The organism is Actinoplanes missouriensis 431 (assembly GCF_000284295.1).
GTDB lineage: Bacteria > Actinomycetota > Actinomycetes > Mycobacteriales > Micromonosporaceae > Actinoplanes > Actinoplanes missouriensis.
On sequence record NC_017093.1, the window covers coordinates 7205294 to 7225040 of the forward strand.

Genomic DNA, 19747 nt, shown 5'->3' on the forward strand with positions numbered 1-19747 from the left:
GCAGGGCAGAATCCGGTGATGACGACGCACACACCTGGCACCGATCCGCTCGACCTGCTCGACGTCACAGGCCTGCTCAGCGACGAGGAGCGGCAGATTCAGGAAACGGTGCGGCGGTTCGTCGCCGACCGGGTCCGGCCGCACGTCGCGGAGTGGTTCGAGGCCGGCACGTTCCCCCGCGAGCTCGCGCCGGAACTCGGCAAGCTCGGCCTGCTCGGCATGCACCTGGACGGGTACGGCTGCGCCGGGACGAGCGCCGTCGCCTACGGCCTGGCCTGCCTGGAGCTGGAGGCCGGCGACTCGGGTCTGCGCAGCTTCGTCTCGGTGCAGGGCTCGCTGGCGATGTTCTCCATCTGGAAGTACGGCTCCGAGGAGCAAAAGCAGGAATGGCTGCCTCGGATGGCGGCCGGCGAGGCGATCGGCTGCTTCGGCCTGACCGAGCCGGACTTCGGCAGCGACCCGGCGAACATGCGTACCCGGGCGACCCGCGACGGCGGGGACTGGATACTCACCGGCACCAAGATGTGGATCACCAACGGCAGCATCGCCGACGTGGCGACGGTGTGGGCGCAGACCGAGGACGGGATCCGGGGCTTCCTGGTCCCGCGCGGCACTCCCGGGTTCACCAGCCGCACCATCAAGCAGAAACTCTCCCTGCGCGCCTCGATCACCGGTGAGCTGATCCTGGACGAGGTCCGCCTGCCCGATTCCGCCCGGCTCCCCGAGGCGCGCGGACTGGGCGCTCCGCTCGGCTGCCTCAGCGAGGCCCGGTTCGGCATCATCTTCGGCTCGGCGGGCGCCGCCCGGGACAGCCTGCGTGCCGCGCTCGACTACGCGAACAGCCGCGTCCAGTTCGGCCGGCCGATCGCCGCGTTCCAGCTCACCCAGGAAAAACTCGCCAACATGGCGGTCGGCCTGAACACGTCGCTGCTCCTCGCCCTGCACCTGGGCCGGCTCAAGGACGCCGGGGCGATCAAGCCGCACCAGATCAGCGTCGGCAAGCTGAACAACGTCCGCACCGCGCTGGCGATCGCCCGCGAGTGCCGCACCATCCTCGGCGGCAGCGGCATCACCCTCGAGTACTCACCGCTGCGCCACGCCAACAACCTCGAGTCGGTCCTCACCTACGAGGGCACCTCCGAGATCCACACACTGGTGGTCGGCCAGGCGCTGACAGGTCACGCCGCTTTCCGCTGACATTCCAGGGGTACGCCTGCACCTCCCCCGAAAAGTCCGAACCGTCCCCGAGAGTCCACCGCGACCCCGGCGTCACTTCCGGCCGTCCGGCGTCTTTCGCTACGGCTGCCGGGTCCAGCTCACCCCACCCGCCAGTCGCCGATGACGCTGGGCGGCCATCCGCACCGGCGCGTTCGCCTCCCCGAACCGCGCGTATCCGCCACGCCGCTCCACGATCTCGAAGAACACCCGGCCGCCCAGCACCGGCGTGTAGAGGTGCAGCAACTCCCCGCCCGCGGCATCCCGGTCGTAGAGGATCCCGTGCCGCCGCAGCGCGTCCACGAACTCCCCGGCGAGCCCGAACCGGGCGGCCAGGTCGTCGTAGTAGTTGTCCGGAACGACGAGCATCCCCAGGTCCAGCGCCGCCGCGGTCGCGAAGATGTCCGCGGTCGCGAACGAGACGTGCTGCGGGTCGGCCACCGCCGGCGCCCACTCCCCGCGCCGCAGCAGCGCCACGGTCAGCGCCAGCCGCAGCCGGTGCCCCGCGTTGCTCAGCGCCCGGGACCGCATCAGCCCGAACGGCGCGGCGTACTCCTCGGTGGACAACGGCGTCAGTCCCAGCACGGAGTGATAGAAGAGTCCCGCCTCGTCGAAGTGGTCGAACGGCTGGGCCAGACCGAGATGGTCGATCTCCCGCAGCCCGGCGCCGGGCACGGTCGAGCCGGTGTCCAGGAAGTCGTCGCGCCACTCGTCGCCGTCCCCGGTCACGAAGACGCTCGTGCCGTCCGGCGCGGTGATCGCCGCGAGTTCGGCCTCCCCGGGTTCCCGGACGTTCGGGTGGGCCGGGGCGAGCAGGGCCTCCGCGCGCTGCAACGACTGCGCGGGATCGGCCGACGCCACGGCGAAGGCGCTGATCGTGGCGGCCTGCGGGCGGGTGACGGCGCTGTTCAGCACGATCCGGCATCGGCTCTGCTCCCAGAGTTCGACGGGCTTGGTGCGGTGCTGCCCGGTGTGCGCGAACCCGAGCCCGCGCAGCGCGGCGCGCAGTTCCGGCCCGGAGCTCGCGTCCACCGCGAACTCGGCGAACGCGTACCCGGAAAGGTCCGGGAAGTCGGGGAGACCGGGGGCTATCGCGTCCTCCAGGGCGATCAACGACCGCATCGCGTCGACGGCGGTCCGCGCCGGATCGGCCTGCCGGAAGACATCGTTGAACACTTCGAGGGAGAGCGGGCCGTCGTATCCGGCGGCGAGCGTCAGCCGGACGAATTCCGGCAGGTCGAACGCGCCCTGTCCGGGGAAGAGCCGGTGATGCCGGCTCCACTGCAGGACGTCCATCCGCAGCTGCGGCGCGTCCGCGAGCTGCAGGAAGAAGATCTTCCCGGGCGTGATGCCGGCGATCCCGGCCGGGTCGGCCTCGCGGGAGAGGACGTGGAACGAGTCAAGGCAGAGCCCGAGCGCGGGATGATCGGCGAGCTGCACGATCCGCCACGAATGGTCCCAGGTCGAGACGTGCCGGCCCCAGGCCAGCGCCTCGTAGGCCACCCGGATCCCGCTGCCGCCCGCCAGGTCGGCCAGCGCCCGCAGCTGCTCCGCCGCCAGAGCGTCGTCGTCCACAGCGGACGGGGACACCGACGAGCACACCAGCATCGTCGACACTCCCAGCTGTTCCATCACCGCGAACTTGCGCCTCGCCCGCTCCAGATTCGCCCGGAAGATCGGCTCGGGGACCGCCTCGAAATCCCGGAACGGCTGGTAGAGCTCGATCGTCAGCCCCAGATCGGCGCACCGGGACCGGATCCGGGCCGGCGACATCGGCGACACCACGAGATCGTTCTCGAAGATCTCGATGCCGTCGAAGCCGGCCGCGGCCGCCGCGGTGAGCTTGTCGTCCAGAGTGCCGGAAACGCAGACCGTCGCGATGGAACGGCGCATCACACCTCCCGTAGATACCCGGTCACCAGGTCGCCGAGCATGGTCCGGTAGTGCTCCCTGCGCGCCGGATCGAGCAGATCCCGGTCGAAGAGCGCCCCGAACGTGTGCCGGTTGGCGACCCGGAAGAAACAGAACGAACTGATCAGCATGTGTACGTCGAGAGCGTCCACGCCGGACCGGAACAGCCCGTCCCGGCGCCCCCGCTCCAGCACCCCGTCGAGCAGCGCGACCGCCGAGCTGTTCAGGTCGACGAGCCCGGCCACGTGCCGCATGTGCCGTGCGTGCTGGGCGTTCTCCACCCCGACCAGCTTGATGAAGGCGGGGTGGGCCTCGTGGTGGTCGAAGGTGACCTCGGCGAGCCGGCGCAGCGCCGCGACCGGGTCGAGGTGGTCGACGTCGACGGCCCGCTCGGCGGCACGGATCTCGGCGTAGGCCCGTTCCAGCACCGCGAGGTAGAGCTGCTCCTTGCCGCCGAAGTAGTAATAGATCATCCGCTTGGTGGTGCGCGTCCGGTTGGCGATCTCGTCGACCCGGGCGCCGCTGTAGCCCCGCTCGGCGAACTCGTCGGTGGCCACCTCGAGGAGCTCGGCACGGGTCCGCTCGGCGTCACGCCGCCGTCCTGGCGACAACGAGGGCACGGCCGGCATCGATTTCTCCTGCGTCATGTGGGCAAGTCTGCCGTGGGCCTTGACAGTGGTCCCCGTCACACCCGATAACTAACGTACCAGTTAGTACATAGACGGCCCAGGGGCGTGACATGGCGAATTGCCGGTGCGGGTTGGTCGGGGCGGGGATCGGCACGTCGCTGTCCCCGGCTCTGCACGAGACCGAGGGCCGCAGTTCGGGCCTCGACCTCACCTACACGCTCTTCGACACGCCGACCCTCGGCCACACCCTCGACGACGCCGAACGCGACGGCTTCGCCGGGCTCAACATCACCCATCCCTTCAAGCAGCAGGTGATCGAGCTGCTCGACGACCTGTCACCGCAGGCGGAGGCGATCGGCGCGGTCAACACCGTGGTGTTCCGCGACGGCAAGCGGTTCGGTCACAACACCGACGCGTACGGCTTCGCCAGGTCCTTCCGCGCCCACCTGCCGGATGTGCCCCTCGGGCACGTCGTGCAGCTCGGTGCCGGCGGGGCCGGGGCGGCGGTGGCGCACGCTCTGCTGGAGCTCGGCGTCACGAGACTGTCCATCATCGACCCCGACACCGAGAAAAGTAACGATTTATCGGCTCAACTCGGGCAATCCCCCGCCCACGATCTGCCGGCCGCGCTGACCACCGCCGACGGCCTGGTCAACGCCAGCCCGGTCGGCATGCACCACCACCCCGGAATCCCGCTGCCCGCAGAGTTGCTCCACCGCGATCTGTGGGTCGCCGACATCGTCTACATGCCGGTCGAGACGGAGTTGCTGCGTGCCGCCCGTGCCGCCGGACTGCGGACGCTCGGCGGCACGGCGATGTGCGCCTACCAGGCAGCCGCAGCGTTCCAGCTCTTCACCGGAATCGCTCCCGACATCCCCCGGATGCTGCGGCACCTCGACGTCCTCCTCCTGCAACGCACCTGAAAGGGAGCGTTCTCATGCTGACCGAATCCACCACCCGGGAACTCCCCGAACCCCTGTCCCTGCGTCGCATGGTCGGCCCCGGCATCGTCGCCGTGGGCATCGGCATGGCCGCCGGCGAGATCATCCTGTGGCCGTACCTGACCGCGATCGGCGGTCTCGGCCTGCTCTGGCTCGCCTTCACCACCCTCGCCGTGCAGTTCGTCATCAACATGGAGATCGAGCGTTACACGCTGGCCACCGGGCAGACCGCGCTCGCCGGCTTCTCCCGCTGGTGGAAGGGCTGGGGCATCATCATCTGCCTGTCCGGCGCCTTCCAGTACGTCTGGCCGGGCTGGGCGACAAGCGGCTCGACGGTCTTCACCTACCTGTTCGGTGGCGGCGACCCGGTCTGGATCACCGTGACCGGCCTGGTGCTCGTCGGCGCCCTGCTCACCGTGTCCAAAGTGATCTACAAGACGGTCGAGCGGGTCGAGACGGTCAAGGTAGCCCTGACCCTCTTCTTCCTGGCCGTCGTGGTCGTCTTCGTGATCTCGCTGACCACCTGGGGCGACGGCGCGAAGGCCACCGTGACCGAGTTCGGCCAGATCCCGGACGGCATCACGTTCACTCTGATCCTCAGTGCGATCGGCGCGGCCGGCGCCGGCGGCGTGCACAACCTGGTGCTCAGCAACTGGATCCGCGACAAGCGCTACGGCATGGGCGCCCACGTCCCCCGCCTGATCTCCCCGATCACCGGCCAGGAGGAGGCGGCCGGCGCCGACCGCTACCAGTTCCCGATCAACGACACGTCCCTGAGCCGCTGGAACGTCTGGTGGAAGCGGGCGAACGTGGAACACCTGGCCACGTTCGTAGCGGTCTGCTTCGTGACGATCAGCATCATGAGCCTGCTCGCCTACGAGACGCTCTTCGGCCGCGACGACCTCAAGTCCGACCCGTCGTTCCTGCGCATCCAGGGCGACATCTTCTCCGCCGAGGTGGGCGGCTGGCTGCGCCTGCTCTTCCTGGCGATCGCCGGCGTCTCCCTCTGGGCCGCGGCGATGGGCCTGCTCGACGTGATCGGCCGCCTGGCCTCCGACTTCCTGCGCCGCAACTACCTGACGAACTCCACCCGCTGGACCGAGTCCCGCCTCTACCTGGCCGTCGTCTGGGCCGAGATCTTCCTGGGCTCGATCATCCTGCTGGCCGGCTTCACCCAGCCGCTGGGCCTGCTGATCGTCTCCACCTGCGCCGCGTCCGTGGTCACCCTCCTCTACTCGATCCTGCTGGTCCGCCTCAACACGCGTGATCTCCCCTCCCCCATCCGCCTGCGCGGCTGGCGCCTGATCGGCATGCTGGCGGCGATCGCGTTCTACGGCTTCTTCGCGATAGCCATGGTGGTCACCCAGTTGCAGCGCCTCTAGCCCCGAGCCCTCCGTGACCGCCGCCGACGGGTAGTCGCGTTGACATAGCCACCAAATGCCCGAACCGCACGCCCCGTCAACTCAACACGTGCCGTCAACTCACAGTAGGCCCCGTCAACTCACAACAGGCCCCGTCAACTCACCCCACGTCCCGTCAACTCAACACACGTCCCGTTAACTCAACACGTGTCGTCAACATGAAGCGACCTGTTGAGTTGACGTGTTGACAACTCAACTCAACTCAATACGTGCGGCCGGGCCCGCTCAACACCAGTGACGGGCCCGGGCTCAACACCAGTGACGGGCCCGGGCTCAACACGAGCGACGGGCCCGGGCTCAACACGAGCGACGGGCCCGGGCTCAACACGAGCGACGGGCCCGGCTCGAAACGTGCGGCTTTGCGTCACGGGCGGGGGTTGAGGGCGGCGACGGACAGGAAGCACATCGCGGTGATCGCGCCGACCGCGAGCGTGAGTGTTCCCGCCGAGCCGCCGGACATCGCCCAGCCGTCTCCCGCCAGCAACGCCGTCCCGGCAAGCGCCGCGCCGAGCGCCATGCCCTGTGATCCGTCACGCGAGTAGTGCCGCGCCAGCACGTAGCAGGCCGCGATCAGGGTGGTGAAGGTGACCGTGCCGGCTGCCATGTGCCCGATGGCGTGCCAGCTCATTGTGGACGGCACGGTGTCGGGAGTGCCGGCCGGGAAACCGCTGCCCGGATCCATCACCAGCGCCCCGGCCGCGATCATGCCGGCGCCGGCGGCCCGGATCAGCCGGGGTGACCACCGTCCTGGCAGGGCGGCGGCGCCGACGATCAGCAGCGCTCCGGCCAGCACGAAGTTGGCGATCTGGATCCAGCCGAGCGCACCGGTGCTGAGCAGGCTGAGCGGGTGCCGCATCAGGTCGAACCCGTCCCGCGTTACCACCTGAGCTATCGAGACGGCGGCCCAGAGCGGCCCGGCGACGATCAGTGACGCAACGGTGACACGGGACGCGACAAGGGTGCTGTCGGGTGCGACGACGGTGGTCATGGTGTTCCCCTTCGATCGGTCAATCGACGCTTCTGCCCCGTCGTCGTCTGGCGTCATGTGACAGGTAATGCTGCAATTACCTGTCACATGGGCCGAGCCGACGCTGAGGCAGAACCGCACACCGATCGAACGGAGAAGCGTCATGCGTTACCTGATGTTCCAGAAGGCCCAGGGCACCGAGCCGGACGCGAAGCTCTACGCCGACATGGCCGCGTTCGTCGAGGAGCTGACCGCGTCCGGCGTGCTGCTCGCCACCGGTGGGCTCGACCCGGCCGGCTTCAAGCTGACCTCGGAGGGCGACGAGATCACCGTGACCGACGGCCCGTTCACCGAGGCCAAGGAGGCGATCGGTGGCTTCGCCCTGATCGAGGTCCGGTCGCGGGAGGAGGCGATCGAGCTGGGCCGCCGGTTCCGGAAGATCGTCGGGGACGGGGAGAGCGTGGTCCACCAGGTCTTCGGATGATCGACGCCGCGGCGACGGCCGGCGCTGTCTGGAAGCAGGAGTCCGCCCGGATCGTCGGCGGGCTCCTGCGGATGGTCCACGACGTCGGTCTCGCCGAGGAGTTCGCCCAGGACGCCCTGGTCGCGGCGCTCGAGCAGTGGCCGGCCGGTGGTGTGCCGGATAACCCGGGCGCGTGGCTGCTCACCATCGCGAAGCGCCGGGCCGTCGACCACCTGAGGCGCGCGGGCCGGCAGGAGGCGCTCTCCGATCAGGCGGAGCAGGCTGCCGAACCCGCCGGCGACGACGTGCTCCGGCTGATGTTCACCGCCTGTCACCCCGTACTCCCGGCGGAAGCCCGGGTGGCACTCACCTTGCGCGTGGTCGCCGGATTGAGCCCCGCCGAGATCGCCCGGGCCTTTCTCGTCGCCGAACCGGTGATCGTACGGCGGATCGCCGGCGCGAAACGCACCCTGGCCGAGGCGGGGGTGGCCTACGAACCGTCCGCGGCGCTCACGTCGGTCCTCGAAGTGGTCTACCTGATCTTCAACGAGGGCTACGCGGCGACATCCGGCGGCGACCTGATCCGCGCCGACCTCTGCCTGGAGGCGCTGCGGCTCGGGCGGCTGCTCGCCGGGCTGGCGCCGGACCATGCGGAGGCGCACGGCCTGGTCGCGCTCATGGAGATCCAGCAGTCCCGGTCAGCGGCGCGCATCGGACCGTCCGGCGAGCCGGTCCGGCTGCACGAGCAGAACCGCGGCCGCTGGGATCAACTGTTGATCCGGCGCGGCTTCGCGGCGATGCTGCGGGCCCGGGAGGCGGGCGGGCCGCCGGGGCCGTACGTGCTGCAGGCGGCGATCGCGGTGTGCCATGCGCAGGCGCGCACCTCGGAGGAGACCGACTGGGCGCGGATCGCCGCCCTGTACGACGCGCTCGTCACGCTGCTGCCCACACCGGTGGCCCGGCTGAACCGGGCGGTCGCGGTCGGCTTCGCGCGTGGACCGCGGGCCGGGCTGACCCTGATCGACGAGTTACGGGCCGACCGCCGGCTGGCCGGCTATCACCTGCTGCCCAGTGTCCGCGGTGACCTGCTGGAACGGCTGGGCCGCACCGCCGAGGCGCGGCACGAGCTGGAGCAGGCCGCGGCGCTGGCCGCGAACACCGCCGAACGGGACTTCCTGCTGCGTCGCGCGGCCGCCCTCGGTGAGCCGCCGGCGTCCGGGCCGCTGCTCGGCGAGGCGATCACCGCGTTCCTGGCGTCGGGGCTCGCTCCGGCGACCGCCCGAGCGTACGGTCAGACGCTGCGGCGGCTCGGTGATCGCACCCCGCTGGGCGGGCTGACCGCGGCCCGGGTGAGTGAGATGGTCGCGCTGCACTGGGCGGACGTGATGCCGCGGAGCTGGAACCGGCATGTGGCCGCGGTGCGGTCGTTCGTCACGTGGGCGGGGGTTCCGGAACTGGCCACCGGGCTCGAGACCCGACATGTCCCGAAGAGTCAGCGCCCGGCCGCGGTTGATCTCGCGATCGCCGCCCCGCTCCGGGAGCTGACACTGTGGACTCTACTGAGGGAGTCACGCGCCCCGATCGGCACGGTTCTCGCCCTCGACATCGAGGATCTGGACCTGGACGGCCGGCGGACGCACAGCGGTGACGTCACGTGGCGATCCGCCTCGGCCCGGCTGCTGACGGAACTGATCTCCGGCCGTACCCGGGGGCCGGTGTTTCTTTCCGAACGACGGCCCGGACCTGGCCGCCCACCCGCGGCGCACGACGTCTGCCCGGTCACCGGGCGCCGCCGTCTCTCCTACGAACGCGCCGAACACCTCTGCAAACGGGCCACCGGACACACGCTGGGCCGCCTCCGCCACGCTTGATGAACGCGACGGAGACGGCCCTGTGCAGTACGGATCAGGCGGTGCGACGCCGGCGGGTCCAGGAGAAACCGATCAGCCCGGCGATCGCGGCAAGCACACCGCCGCTGACCGTCCACACCCAGCGCGACGAGAACTCCGGCACCCAGTCCGCGGAGAACGTGGCAGGCTCCGCCGACGGCGACGCCACCGGAGCAGCCGTCAGCACCTCGCCCGGCCGGTTGTTCGGCACCAGCGGCGCCTCCAGCTCGCCCTGATCCGCACCGGTGTCACCCTTCGGCGCGGTGAGCGTCAGGTCGACCTCGATCGGCAGGCCGAGATCCTGCTCCGGCAGATCGGTGCTGGAGAGCCGCACGTAGTAGGTGCCCGGCAGCGGGTCACCGTCCCACGGCTCGGCCCAGCTCCGCACCTGCCGCAACTGGCAACCGAGCGTCACCGCGGTCGCGCCGGTGTCCGCGACCGGGCTCTGCTCGCCGGCCACACAGGCCTGTCGCCGCCGCAACCCGTCGAACACCTCCACGGTCCACGACTGCGCGCCGGTCCGGCCCTTCCCGGGCAGCGCGACGGTCGCGGCAAGCGTGGGGTTCTCCCCCGCGGAGGCGCTGAACGACCAGTAGAGGTAGTCACCGGTCACCGCGTCCACCTTCACCGGCTGCTGCGGGGAGATCCCGACCGCGGTGAGGAACGAGGTGCCGGCGCTGCTGACGTTCGGGGCGGGTGAGGGGTCGGCGGCGAGAGCTGGTGACGCGGCCAGGAGCGGGGCGATCGCAGCGGATGCGATCGCCGCGGATGCGTGGAAGCGACGCATGTCAGTTCTCCCTCCAGGTGGCGACCCACCAGCGGGTCAGCCAGCCGGCGAGCACACCGGCGATGAGGCCCGCGACGGCGAGCACGAAGAGCAGCAGCAAGCCACGGCCCAGTCCGGGCGCGTCCGGCGTCTGGGAGGCGTCGACCAGGTCGATGCTGAGTTCCAGCGGCATGCCGGGGGCGCCGGCGGCGGTACGGGAGGCGAAGGAGTTGCTCACGACGAGGCAGACGCCCTCCGGCTTTTCCGAGATTTCGGATTCCTGTGTGCTTCCCGACCAGCGCAGACCTGTGGACAGGACGTCAGCCCGGCCACTGCCCGCATCCACCCCGCGCACCAGCTCCCGGCCGTTCTCGGTGGCAGCCTTGAGCAGCACCCCGTAGTCACGGTTCAGCTCACGGTCCAGGGCGATGCTCACCGAGGCGCGCAGCTCCTGACCCGGCTGGACGGCGACCCGGTAGTACCGGTGCTCCCCGATCAGCTCGCGGTCGGTGTAGACGCCGGCGGCCAGCATCGGGGCCTTCGTGCAGTCCTCGGCGCCGGCCACGGTCGCCGGCTGCACCGGCGGCGGCTGCGCGGCGCGGTCCACGAGCTGCTGGATCCGGTCGGTCAGCTCCTCCTCGCTCTGCGCGGCGGCGTAGGTTCCGCCGGTCGCGGTCGAGATGCAGACCAGCTGCTTGCGGGTCTTCTCGTCCGGGGTCAGGCCGAGCGTGTCGACGACCAGGCTGGTCCCCTGCGCGGCCAGCTCACGCGCGACGGTGCACGGGTCCGGCGGCGTGCACGTGTCCTCGCCGTCGGTGATCAGCACGATCCGCCGCACCGAGCCGGTGTCACCCAGATCCTCGGCCGCCTTCCGCAGCGCGAGCCCGATCGGCGTGAACCCGGTCGGCTTCAGCGTGGCGATGGCATTCTTGGCGGCGACCCGGTTGACCGGCCCGACCTCGACGATCTGCTGGGTGTCCTTGCAACCCACCTTCTTGTTCTCGCCGCCGTAGGTCGCGCCGAGCACCCGGATGCCGAGCTGCGTGGTTTCCGGCAGCGCGTCGACCACGTCATTGAAGGCCTGCTTCGCCACCGAGATCCGGGTCGCCCCGTCGATGTCCGCGGCCCGCATCGACCCACTGACGTCGAGCACCAGCTCGACCCGGGGAGGCTCGACCCGGGTCTCCGGCACTTCGTCAGCTCGGGCGGGCGAGGCCCCCAGCGCCACATTCGCGGCGATCAATCCTATTGCTGCCACAAAGGACAGTTTCCTGTGGATCACGCGGCAAGATCATAAACACCACCCCATCGTGTACGGGTAACCGCCCTCCCCACCCTGTGACCCCGCGCCTGTGGATTTCCGGTTAGCGCCGCACCCCGACTCCCACACAGCCGTGGCACCCACCGTGCGTGGAGATTCCGGGCACTCTCCGCACCCCTTCCCATGGCATCTGGCGCAGTTCATGTCCCGATACGTGAGTCACGTGATAGTCGCGCGGTCGGCCGCCCGTCCGCCCATCCGCCCATCCGCCCATCCGCCCGTGAATCGTGGAAATCCGCGCGCCGGCTGGCGCTGAGCGTCGTCCCACCGCCCCCTGAACAACACTGAAAGCCAGCCGGCCGCCGTGAGCCAGCTCCCAGTGCTGTCCCGAGACGCTCCGAACAGCACTACGCACCAGCCGGACCAGCTGGCACTCAGCGCGGCAGCACTACGCACCAGCCGGACCAGCCGGCGGTCAGTGCTGATCCGGCGTGGGGACTTGGGGCACCCTCCGCGCTCCGCGCCGCAACTTCACACGCAGCCGCACGCCCGGAGCGTGGGGAAAACGCCTTGTCCGGTCCTGGGCCGCAGGCCCGTCCACGTGAGGTCTGCGGCCCAGGACCGAGGGCTGGTGGGCCGGCGGGACCGGTGAGGGCTCGCCGGGACGCCGGGGCCGGCGGCGGGAAGCGCCGGCGGAACGGACGTCAGTCGCCGGGAGGGGCGGGACGGCTCGGGTGCGGTCGGGTGGGTGTCGCCCGTACCACGGTGGGTGTCGCCTGGACCAGGGTGGGTGTCGCCTGGACCAGGGTGGGTGTCGCCCGTACCCTCGAAGGTCCTCTGTTCCACCAGAGGGACAGGCCGGCGCCGCTGGTGACCAGCAGGAATCCGACAAGCATGAACCAGACGGAGATCTCCACGTTCTGCTTGGTGAGGCCGAACTCGCGGGGCAGGTCGGCGAGCACGTCGGTGAGCTGCTCGGCGTCCTCGGCCTTGAAGTAGCGGCCGCCGGTGAGGTCGGCGACCTGGGTCAGCGCCTCCTCGTCGATCTCGCGGGCGCCGCCTCGGCCGGCGCCGAAACCGCCGCCGCCGAAGCCGCTGCCGCTTCCGTTGCCGCCGCCTCCGAAACCGTTGCCGCCGAACGGCCCGGCGCCGCTCACCTGGTCGGCGGTGCAGACCAGTTGCTGCGGGTCGGTGGTGCCGAAACCGATCGTGTAGACGCGCAGGCGGCGGGCGGCGGCTTCCTGGGCCGCGGTGATCGGATCGACGCCCGTCGTGTTGGAGCCGTCGGTGAGGACCACGATGGTGTCCGGCTCGTAGTCCTGTGGCTGCGGGGAGGGGGCGATGTCACCGAGGTCGACGCCGGTGGCCGCCACGTCCGGGTTGATCTCGGCGATCGCGTCGACGGACGTGAGGATGGCCTGGCCGATCGCGGTGCCACGGGCTGTCTTGAGGGTATCGATCGCGTCGAGCAGGGACTGCTTGTCGGTGGTCGGGGCGACCAGCAGGCCGGCGATGCCGGAGAAGGCGACCAGCCCGATCTTGGTTTCGCCCTCCTGGGTCTCGACGAAGCCGCGGGCCGCGTCGGTGGCGACGGCGAGCCGGTTGGGGGCGATGTCGGTGTTGCACATCGAGCCGGAGACGTCGATGGCCAGCAGGATCGTGGTGTCGTTCGACGGCACGGCGATGGACGCCTGCGGCCGGGCGACCGCGCCTGCCAGCGCGAGCAGGCCGGCGAGGAAGAGGTAGACCGGGATCCGGCGGCGCCACGCGGTCCGGCCGGGCAGCGCGGCGCGGATCAGCGCGACGCTGGAGACGGTGATCGCGGTTCGTTTCCGGCGCCGGTTCAGCCACCACCGGACGGCGAGCAGCAACGGCACGACTCCGAGCGCGAGCAGTGCCCACGGCCAGCTCAGCGACATCAGACGATCCTTCCGTGCCAGCGGGTGCTCAGCAGGCCGCCGAGGGTCAGCAGGAGCAGGGCCGCCGCGGCGAACGGCGCGGTCAGCTCGAGCGGCTCCTTCTGCGTGGTCAGCCGCAGGTCGATCGACCTGGTGGTGTCGGCGAGCGCGGCGGCGTCACCTGCCGCGTGGTACGTGCCGCCGGTGACCTGGGCGATCGAGGTGAGCAGCGACTCGTCGAGCGCGGTGCCGAGCTGAAAGCCGTCCACCTCGACGGTGCCGCCCTGCGCGGTGCCGACACCCACGGTCTGGATGTGCACCCCGGCGGCGGCCGCGAGCTCGGCGGCGGCCTGCACGTCCGGCCCGCCGGTCTCCTCGCCGTCGGAGAAGACCACGATCGTCGCCGACGGCCAGTATCCGAGATCCGTTGCGGCCGGCGCGTCCACCGACACCGGCTTGCCGGTGATCGTGCTGAGGCCGACCAGGATGGCCTGGCCCAGCGACGTGCCGCCGCTCGCCTTGACCCGCTGGATGGCGGCGACCGCGGCCGCGTGGTCGTCCGTCGGCTCCTGGGTGAGCAGCGCCTGGTCGCCGAAGACCAGCACGCCGACGTCCACCGTGTCCGGCTGCCCCTCGACGAATCCGGCGGCAGCGGCCTGCGCGGCGCCGAGCCGGCTCGGCGCGACGTCGGTGGCGGACATGCTGTTGGAGATGTCGAAGGCGAGCAGCACGGTCCCGGAGACCCTCGGCACCGACACCTCGGCCTGCGGGCGGGCCAGCCCGACCAGCATGATCGGCAGCGCGGCGAGCAGCAGCGCGTAGGGCAGGTGCCGCCGCACACCGCCGCCGACCATCGTGCCGAAGCCTGCCGCGGCGAGGGCGGCGGCGCGGCGGCGCTGCACCATCAGGTACGCGTAGATCGCCGCCCCGGTCACCACCACGGCGACCACCAGCAGCAGCGGGTAGAGGAAGCTCATCGCCCGGACCGCCTGACCATGTCGATCAGCACGGCGAGCAGGTCCTGGTCGGTGGTGACCCGGTGCGGGTTCACCCCGGCCCGGCGCATGCCCTCGGCGAGGGCCTGCTCGCGCGCGCCGACCTGCTCGGCGAGCCGGCCACGCAGCAGCGGATCACTGGTGTCGACGAGGACCTGCTCGCCGGTCTCGGCGTCCTCGACGAGCACCAGACCGAGATCGGGCAGCTCCAGCTCGGCCGGGTCGACGATGCGGATCACCACGACCTCGTGCCGGTGGGTGAGCATCGCGAGGGACCGCTCCCAGCCGGGATCGCCGATGAAGTCGGACATCACGAAGACCAGGCTGCGCCGCCGCGATGTGGTGGTCGCGGCCAGTCTCAGCATTTCGGACAGATCAGTTGTCGCACCGATTTTTCGGGTTTGCTGCCGGCTCGTCAGCTCGCGCGCCAGCCGCAGAATCTGATCACGCCCACCTCTGGGCGGAACAACCTTTTTGTCAAGATTGTCGAACAGGATCGCGCCCACCCTGTTACCGCCCTGCGCGACCAGCCGGGCCAGGCTGACCGCCAGCTCGGCGGCGATCGACGACTTGCCGTCGTGGCCGCCGAACCGCATCGAGGCGGACCTGTCGATGACGAACCACGCGGTCATCTCACGGTCCTCGGTGTACTGCCGGATGTGCGGCTCGTCGGTCCGCGCCGTGACGTTCCAGTCGATGTGCCGGACGTCGTCCTCCGGCGTGTACGCCCGCAGGTCGGTGAAGTCGAGTCCGGTGCCGTGCCACACCGTGCGGTACGCGCCCTGCAGACGCCCGTCCAGGCGACGCCCCAGTTTCCACTCGAGGCGCCGCAGCAGCCGATCAGGGGCGGTGACCATACCTCAGCGGCCCCGCGGCTCGGGGAACGACAGGTTCGCCAGGATCTTCGAGATGATCAGGTCGGGGGTGACCTCGTCGGAGAGCGCCTCGTAGGACAGCACGAGACGGTGGCGCAGCACGTCCGGCGCGAGATCGCTGAGATCCTCGGGCACCACGTACTCGCGACCCCGGATGTAGGCAAGCGCCCGCCCGGCGAGCACCAGGCTGATCGACGAGCGCGGGCTGGCGCCGAACGTGACGTAACGCGCCAGGTCGGTGAGCCCGACCCGGCCCGGCTCACGGGTGGCGTGGGCGAGCTGGACCGCGAAGTCGATCAGCGACGGGTCGACGTAGACCCGGTCGGCCTCCTGCTGCAGAGCGACAAGCGTCCCCGGGTTGATGATCTTCTGGATCACGGCGGCCGGGGCGAGAGCCCGCTCGACCACCACGAACTCCTCGGTCTGCGACGGGTACCCGACCACCACCTTCATCATGAAGCGGTCGACCTGCGCCTCGGGGAGCGGATAGACGCCCTCGTTCTCGATCGGGTTCTGGGTGGCCATCACGAGGAACGGGTCCGGCAGCTTGTGCGTCTCCCGGCCGATCGTGACCTGCCGCTCCTGCATCGTCTCGAGCAGGGCGGACTGCACCTTCGCCGGTGCCCGGTTGATCTCGTCGGCGAGCAGCAGGTTGGTGAAGACCGGGCCGAGCTGCACCTGGAACTCGCCGGTGGGCTGGTGGTAGACCCGGGTGCCGACGATGTCCGCCGGCACCAGGTCGGGGGTGAACTGGACCCGGTGGAAGTCGCCGCCGATCGCCTCGGCCAGCGATTTCACGGCCAGCGTCTTGGCCAGCCCCGGGACGCCCTCGACCAGGATGTGCCCACGGGCCAGCAGCGCCACGATCAGCCGCTCGAGCAGGATGTCCTGGCCCACGATGGTCTTCTTGACCTCGTAGAGCACCTTCTCGATCGGGCCGGCCGTGGCCGCCGGTGCGTCGGTCCAGCTCATGTGGGGTGTCCGTCCTTTGTGTCGTCAGAGTGGCGGTGCCTGTCCGTCGCCTTCGCCGCCACCACCGAGGGCCGCGCCGATCGGGACCGCGAAACCGATGCCGATGAAGGTGCCCGCGTCGGTCGGGTTGGCCAGCGCCACGACGATGCCGACCACCTGACCTCGCGTATTGATCAGCGGTCCGCCGGAGTTGCCCGGGTTGACCGCCGCGTCGAACTGGATCAGACCGGCGATGTCGGCGGACCTGTCACGGTCGAGCTTGCGGTCCAGCCCGGAGACGACGCCGCTGCTGGTGCTCCAGGTCAGGCCGAGCGGGTTGCCGATCGCCACCACGTCGTCGCCGACCGCCACGCCACCGCCGAGCACGGCCGGCACCAGCGTCTCCGGCAGCTTGCCCGGGGTGATCGTGGCGATGTCCTGCTCGGCGCTCTCACTGGCGATCCGCGCGTCCGCGCGGGTGCCGTCGGCGTAGGTGACCCGGATCGACTCAGCGCCGTCGACCACGTGCAGCGCGGTGAGTATCGTGCCGTCCGCGTTGGCGATCACGCCGGTGCCGCTGCCGGCCTCGAGACGGTCCTGCGCGTCGTGGCCGGTCGTTTCGATCAGCACCACCGAGGGGGTCAGCGCCTGCGAGACCTCGGCGACGGTGAGAGGCGCGGCCGAGGCGGAGGGCGAGGCCGACGGGGCGGCTGCGGCACGGTCGCCGGTTTCACCCCGATCGGGTACGAGGACGAACGCGGTGATCGCCACGGCCCAGACGAGAGCCGCACCGAGGAGCACCATGCGTCGCCGCTCCGGCGTGTTCCACCGGGCTGCCCGTTTCTCCGATTCCTCCTGCGTCGGCGCGCTATCCGGCTTCTCCGTTCTCGCCGGCTCCCCCCGGGTCGGGTCGTTTCCCTCCGGGCGGAGCACGGTCATCACGACACGACCGCCAGACTCTCCATTCCTTGAATCTAAAAGCGATTCCTAGGAATTCGCCATGAGTCTTCTGGCGGTTTCCGGTACGCAAATGGGTTTATACAAGGTAATAACGACTCGGGTCGAGTTGGTTTGTCAGCTATCTACGGATTCGCACCTGTGCGATGTCCTGCTCATAGCGGGGATCGGGACTTCACCGGCGGGCGCGCCAGCGCCGCAGCCAGCGACGCAACTGGTACGGCCAGGCGCCGCTGGTGGCCGTTACGCCGGGGAGAATGTCGTCGCTGTCGATGGGTCGCATGTCGGGCCTTCCTGTTCGGGGTGCCACTTGGTGAGCGTCGCCGGAGTCCGTCGCGTTACTCGTTGTTCCGGGAGCGCTCCCATGTAACGATGTTCATCACTTCGTCACCCGCATACCCCGAACGGCTCCCCGCGTACCCCTTGAACGCTTCCCGCATCCCTGAACGCTTCCCGCATCCCTGAACGCTTCCCGCATCCCCGAACGCTTCCCGGCGTACCCCCGAACGCGAAGGACCACGCAGATGCGCGCACTCGCGCGGCTGGCCGTGACCACCCTGCTGGTCGCGGCTCCTCTCGCCGCAGTCACCGTCGCCACCAGCACCGCCAGCGCGGCCGACGACCCCGTCCCGATCACCGTGCTGACCAGCGACTTCGAGGACGGCAGCGCACAGGGCTGGACCGGGCGGGCCGCCGAGACCGTCGCGCACAGCACCGCCGTCGCGCACGGCGGCGCGGGCAGTCTCGCGGTCACCGGACGCACCGCCACCTGGCAGGGGCCGTCCCTGGACGTGCTCGGCGTGGTCGAGAAGGGCACCGCCTACACGATCTCCGCCTGGGTACGGATGACGTCCGGCTCGGACAACGTGAGACTCAGCGTGGAGCGGCGCAGCGGCGGTGTCGCCGCCTACGACCAGGTGGTCGGCAACACGGCGGTGACGGCCGGCGGCTGGGTGAACCTGACCGGCCGGTACACGCTCGCGACCGACGTCGACTTCCTGCGGATCTATGTGGAGACCGGGTCGGCGACCGGTGACTTCGCCATCGACGACGTGACGGTGTCCTACGTGCCGGCGCTGCCGATCCAGACCGGCATCCCGGCGGTACGGGACGTGGTCGACGAGTTCCCGGTCGGCGCCGCGATCACCGGGGCGGAGATCGTCGGCGACCACGGCCGGCTGCTCTCCCGGCACTTCGCGTCGGTCACCCCCGGCAACGCCCTGAAATGGGACGCCACCGAGCCGAGCGAGAACACGTTCACCTACGCGCAGGCCGACCCGCTGATCGCGTACGCGACGGCGAACGGTCTCGCCGTCCGCGGGCACACCCTGGTGTGGCACAACCAGACACCGTCCTGGGTGTTCACCGGCGCCGACGGCCAGCCGATGACCGCCACCGCCGAGGACAAGGAACTGCTGCTGGCCCGGCTGGAGAACCACATCCGCAACGTCGCCGGCCACTACGGCGACACGATTGCGGTCTGGGACGTGGTGAACGAGGTGATCGACGAGAACCAGTCCGACGGGCTGCGGCGCAGCACCTGGTACACCGTGGCCGGTCTCGACTACATCCGCACCGCGTTCCGGGTGGCCCGGGAGGTGCTGCCGGACGCGAAGCTGTTCATCAACGACTACAACACGAACGTCCCGGCGAAGCGCGACAAGCTGTATGCCCTGGTCGCCCAGCTGCGTGCGGAGGGCGTGCCGATCGACGGCGTCGGGCACCAGATGCACATCAACGTCAGCTGGCCTACGCTCGCCGAGACCGAGGCGATGATCCAGAAGTTCGTGCCGCTCGGGGTGGAGCAGCAGGTCACCGAGATGGACGTGAGCATCTATCCGAACAGCGGGGAGAGCTTTCCGGCGCCGCCTGCTGATCGGCTTCTCCAGCAGGCGTACGTGTACCGCGACATGTTCGCGCTGTTCCGCCGGTACGCCTCGGAGATCACCTCGGTGACGCTGTGGGGGCTGGCGGACGACAATACGTGGCTCGACACGTTCCCGGTGACCCGCAAGGACGCGCCGCTGCTGTTCGACACCCGGTTACAGGCGAAGCCGGCGTATTGGGGGGTCGTTGACCCGTCCAAGATCGGCGTCTCACCGTCGGCGTCGGCGTCCGTTTCGGTCTCGCCGTCCGCGTCGATCTCGCCGTCCGCGTCGGTCTCGCCGTCCGGGTCGGTGTCGCCGTCGGGGTCCGTTTCGGTCTCGCCGTCCGCGTCGGTCTCGCCGTCCGGGTCGGTGTCGCCGTCGGTCGGGGTGGCGGGATGTTCCGTGACATATCGGGTGACCGGGAGCTGGCCGGGCGGGTTCCAGGGCGAGGTGAAGGTCGCCAACACTGGCACGGCGGCGGTCAGCGGCTGGTCGCTGGCCTGGCAGTTCACCGGTGGGCAGCGGATCGCCCAGCTCTGGAACGGTTCGGTCATCCAGTCCGGGGCCACCGTCACCGTGACCAACACGTCGTGGAACGGCACGCTCGCTCCCGGTGGGTCCGCCACGGTCGGTTTCCTGAGCAGCTGGACCGGCAGCAACCCGGTCCCGGCCGCCTTCACCGTGAACGGCACCGCCTGCGCGGTCAACTGAGCCGGGCGCGATCGCGCCCGGAGAAGCTC

The 19747-nt window shown here is 70.3% G+C and carries 16 protein-coding genes; 6 read left to right on the top strand and 10 right to left on the bottom strand.

The features are described from left to right. Nucleotides 1–18 precede the first annotated feature (18 nt). Complete coding sequence (locus AMIS_RS32835) at nt 19–1197, top strand: acyl-CoA dehydrogenase family protein (protein ID WP_041830209.1); 1179 nt, start codon at nt 19–21, stop codon at nt 1195–1197. A 99-nt stretch (nt 1198–1296) separates the two neighbouring features. Here AMIS_RS32835 and AMIS_RS32840 read toward each other — a convergent pair whose 3' ends face one another. Together AMIS_RS32840 and AMIS_RS32845 are read right to left on the bottom strand one after the other, a co-directional pair. Continuing rightward, nucleotides 1297–3108: a bifunctional sugar phosphate isomerase/epimerase/4-hydroxyphenylpyruvate dioxygenase family protein gene (locus AMIS_RS32840; protein ID WP_014446771.1), complete on the bottom strand. Its 1812-nt coding sequence runs from the start codon at nt 3106–3108 to the stop codon at nt 1297–1299. Beyond that, nucleotides 3108–3773, bottom strand: a complete 666-nt coding sequence (locus AMIS_RS32845) for a TetR/AcrR family transcriptional regulator (protein ID WP_014446772.1) — start codon at nt 3771–3773, stop codon at nt 3108–3110. Before AMIS_RS32845 ends, AMIS_RS32840 begins: the two co-directional genes overlap by 1 nt. Nucleotides 3774–3865: 92 nt before the next feature. Here AMIS_RS32845 and AMIS_RS32850 point away from each other — a divergent pair, with 92 nt between their 5' ends. Both AMIS_RS32850 and AMIS_RS32855 read left to right on the top strand, forming a co-directional pair. Then, nucleotides 3866–4678: a shikimate dehydrogenase gene (locus AMIS_RS32850; RefSeq protein WP_014446773.1), complete on the top strand. Its 813-nt coding sequence runs from the start codon at nt 3866–3868 to the stop codon at nt 4676–4678. Nucleotides 4679–4692: 14 nt separating this feature from the next. Further along, entirely contained in the window at nt 4693–6078 is a 1386-nt protein-coding gene (locus tag AMIS_RS32855; protein ID WP_014446774.1) for an Nramp family divalent metal transporter, read from the top strand. Nucleotides 6079–6481: 403 nt separating this feature from the next. On the opposite strand, the gene AMIS_RS32860 is transcribed toward AMIS_RS32855, so the two are convergent. Then, nucleotides 6482–7105, bottom strand: a complete 624-nt coding sequence (locus tag AMIS_RS32860; RefSeq protein WP_014446775.1) for a DUF998 domain-containing protein — start codon at nt 7103–7105, stop codon at nt 6482–6484. Nucleotides 7106–7247: 142 nt separating this feature from the next. Here AMIS_RS32860 and AMIS_RS32865 point away from each other — a divergent pair, with 142 nt between their 5' ends. Both AMIS_RS32865 and AMIS_RS44880 read left to right on the top strand, forming a co-directional pair. After that, the gene (locus tag AMIS_RS32865) at nt 7248–7568 is read left to right on the top strand and encodes a YciI family protein (protein ID WP_014446776.1); all 321 of its coding nucleotides are present in this window, start codon (nt 7248–7250) and stop codon (nt 7566–7568) included. Beyond that, nucleotides 7565–9418 (top strand): DUF6596 domain-containing protein, encoded by a 1854-nt coding sequence (locus AMIS_RS44880; RefSeq protein ID WP_014446777.1) that lies wholly within the window; start codon nt 7565–7567, stop codon nt 9416–9418. Before AMIS_RS32865 ends, AMIS_RS44880 begins: the two co-directional genes overlap by 4 nt. A gap of 34 nt (nt 9419–9452) precedes the next feature. Here the strand turns inward: AMIS_RS44880 and AMIS_RS32875 are convergent, their stop codons facing one another. The 7 genes from AMIS_RS32875 to AMIS_RS32905 form a co-directional block, all read right to left on the bottom strand. Then, nucleotides 9453–10223: a hypothetical protein gene (locus AMIS_RS32875; RefSeq protein WP_014446778.1), complete on the bottom strand. Its 771-nt coding sequence runs from the start codon at nt 10221–10223 to the stop codon at nt 9453–9455. 1 nt (nt 10224) lies between these two features. Continuing rightward, entirely contained in the window at nt 10225–11484 is a 1260-nt protein-coding gene (locus AMIS_RS32880) for a VWA domain-containing protein (protein ID WP_014446779.1), read from the bottom strand. A gap of 683 nt (nt 11485–12167) precedes the next feature. Next, complete coding sequence (locus AMIS_RS32885; RefSeq protein ID WP_014446782.1) at nt 12168–13382, bottom strand: VWA domain-containing protein; 1215 nt, start codon at nt 13380–13382, stop codon at nt 12168–12170. Next, entirely contained in the window at nt 13382–14338 is a 957-nt protein-coding gene (locus tag AMIS_RS32890) for a VWA domain-containing protein (RefSeq protein ID WP_014446783.1), read from the bottom strand. Before AMIS_RS32890 ends, AMIS_RS32885 begins: the two co-directional genes overlap by 1 nt. Further along, nucleotides 14335–15213 carry a DUF58 domain-containing protein gene (locus AMIS_RS32895; protein ID WP_014446784.1) on the bottom strand — a complete coding sequence of 293 codons (879 nt, stop codon included), beginning with the start codon at nt 15211–15213 and terminating at the stop codon, nt 14335–14337. The genes AMIS_RS32890 and AMIS_RS32895 overlap by 4 nt, the downstream gene beginning before the upstream one ends. 3 nt (nt 15214–15216) lie before the next feature. Beyond that, nucleotides 15217–16203 carry an AAA family ATPase gene (locus AMIS_RS32900; protein ID WP_014446785.1) on the bottom strand — a complete coding sequence of 329 codons (987 nt, stop codon included), beginning with the start codon at nt 16201–16203 and terminating at the stop codon, nt 15217–15219. A gap of 24 nt (nt 16204–16227) precedes the next feature. Next, a complete protein-coding gene (locus AMIS_RS32905) occupies nt 16228–16986 on the bottom strand; it encodes a S1C family serine protease (protein WP_231859145.1) in 759 nt (252 codons plus the stop codon). 677 nt (nt 16987–17663) lie between these two features. Here AMIS_RS32905 and AMIS_RS32910 point away from each other — a divergent pair. After that, nucleotides 17664–19718: an endo-1,4-beta-xylanase gene (locus tag AMIS_RS32910; protein ID WP_014446787.1), complete on the top strand. Its 2055-nt coding sequence runs from the start codon at nt 17664–17666 to the stop codon at nt 19716–19718. Nucleotides 19719–19747 lie beyond the last annotated feature (29 nt).

What these genes read in the sequence shown, in the direction of transcription:
- AMIS_RS32835 (WP_041830209.1), top strand. Translation starts at nt 19, where the DNA reads ATGACGACGCACACACCTGGCACCGATCCGCTCGACCTGCTCGACGTC.
- AMIS_RS32885 (WP_014446782.1), bottom strand. Translation starts at nt 13,382, where the DNA reads ATGTCGCTGAGCTGGCCGTGGGCACTGCTCGCGCTCGGAGTCGTGCCG.
- AMIS_RS32850 (WP_014446773.1), top strand. Translation starts at nt 3,866, where the DNA reads ATGGCGAATTGCCGGTGCGGGTTGGTCGGGGCGGGGATCGGCACGTCG.
- AMIS_RS32890 (WP_014446783.1), bottom strand. Translation starts at nt 14,338, where the DNA reads ATGAGCTTCCTCTACCCGCTGCTGCTGGTGGTCGCCGTGGTGGTGACC.
- AMIS_RS32895 (WP_014446784.1), bottom strand. Translation starts at nt 15,213, where the DNA reads ATGGTCACCGCCCCTGATCGGCTGCTGCGGCGCCTCGAGTGGAAACTG.
- AMIS_RS32860 (WP_014446775.1), bottom strand. Translation starts at nt 7,105, where the DNA reads ATGACCACCGTCGTCGCACCCGACAGCACCCTTGTCGCGTCCCGTGTC.
- AMIS_RS32875 (WP_014446778.1), bottom strand. Translation starts at nt 10,223, where the DNA reads ATGCGTCGCTTCCACGCATCCGCGGCGATCGCATCCGCTGCGATCGCC.
- AMIS_RS32900 (WP_014446785.1), bottom strand. Translation starts at nt 16,203, where the DNA reads ATGAGCTGGACCGACGCACCGGCGGCCACGGCCGGCCCGATCGAGAAG.
- AMIS_RS44880 (WP_014446777.1), top strand. Translation starts at nt 7,565, where the DNA reads ATGATCGACGCCGCGGCGACGGCCGGCGCTGTCTGGAAGCAGGAGTCC.
- AMIS_RS32865 (WP_014446776.1), top strand. Translation starts at nt 7,248, where the DNA reads ATGCGTTACCTGATGTTCCAGAAGGCCCAGGGCACCGAGCCGGACGCG.
- AMIS_RS32845 (WP_014446772.1), bottom strand. Translation starts at nt 3,773, where the DNA reads ATGACGCAGGAGAAATCGATGCCGGCCGTGCCCTCGTTGTCGCCAGGA.
- AMIS_RS32910 (WP_014446787.1), top strand. Translation starts at nt 17,664, where the DNA reads ATGCGCGCACTCGCGCGGCTGGCCGTGACCACCCTGCTGGTCGCGGCT.
- AMIS_RS32855 (WP_014446774.1), top strand. Translation starts at nt 4,693, where the DNA reads ATGCTGACCGAATCCACCACCCGGGAACTCCCCGAACCCCTGTCCCTG.
- AMIS_RS32840 (WP_014446771.1), bottom strand. Translation starts at nt 3,108, where the DNA reads ATGCGCCGTTCCATCGCGACGGTCTGCGTTTCCGGCACTCTGGACGAC.
- AMIS_RS32905 (WP_231859145.1), bottom strand. Translation starts at nt 16,986, where the DNA reads ATGGTGCTCCTCGGTGCGGCTCTCGTCTGGGCCGTGGCGATCACCGCG.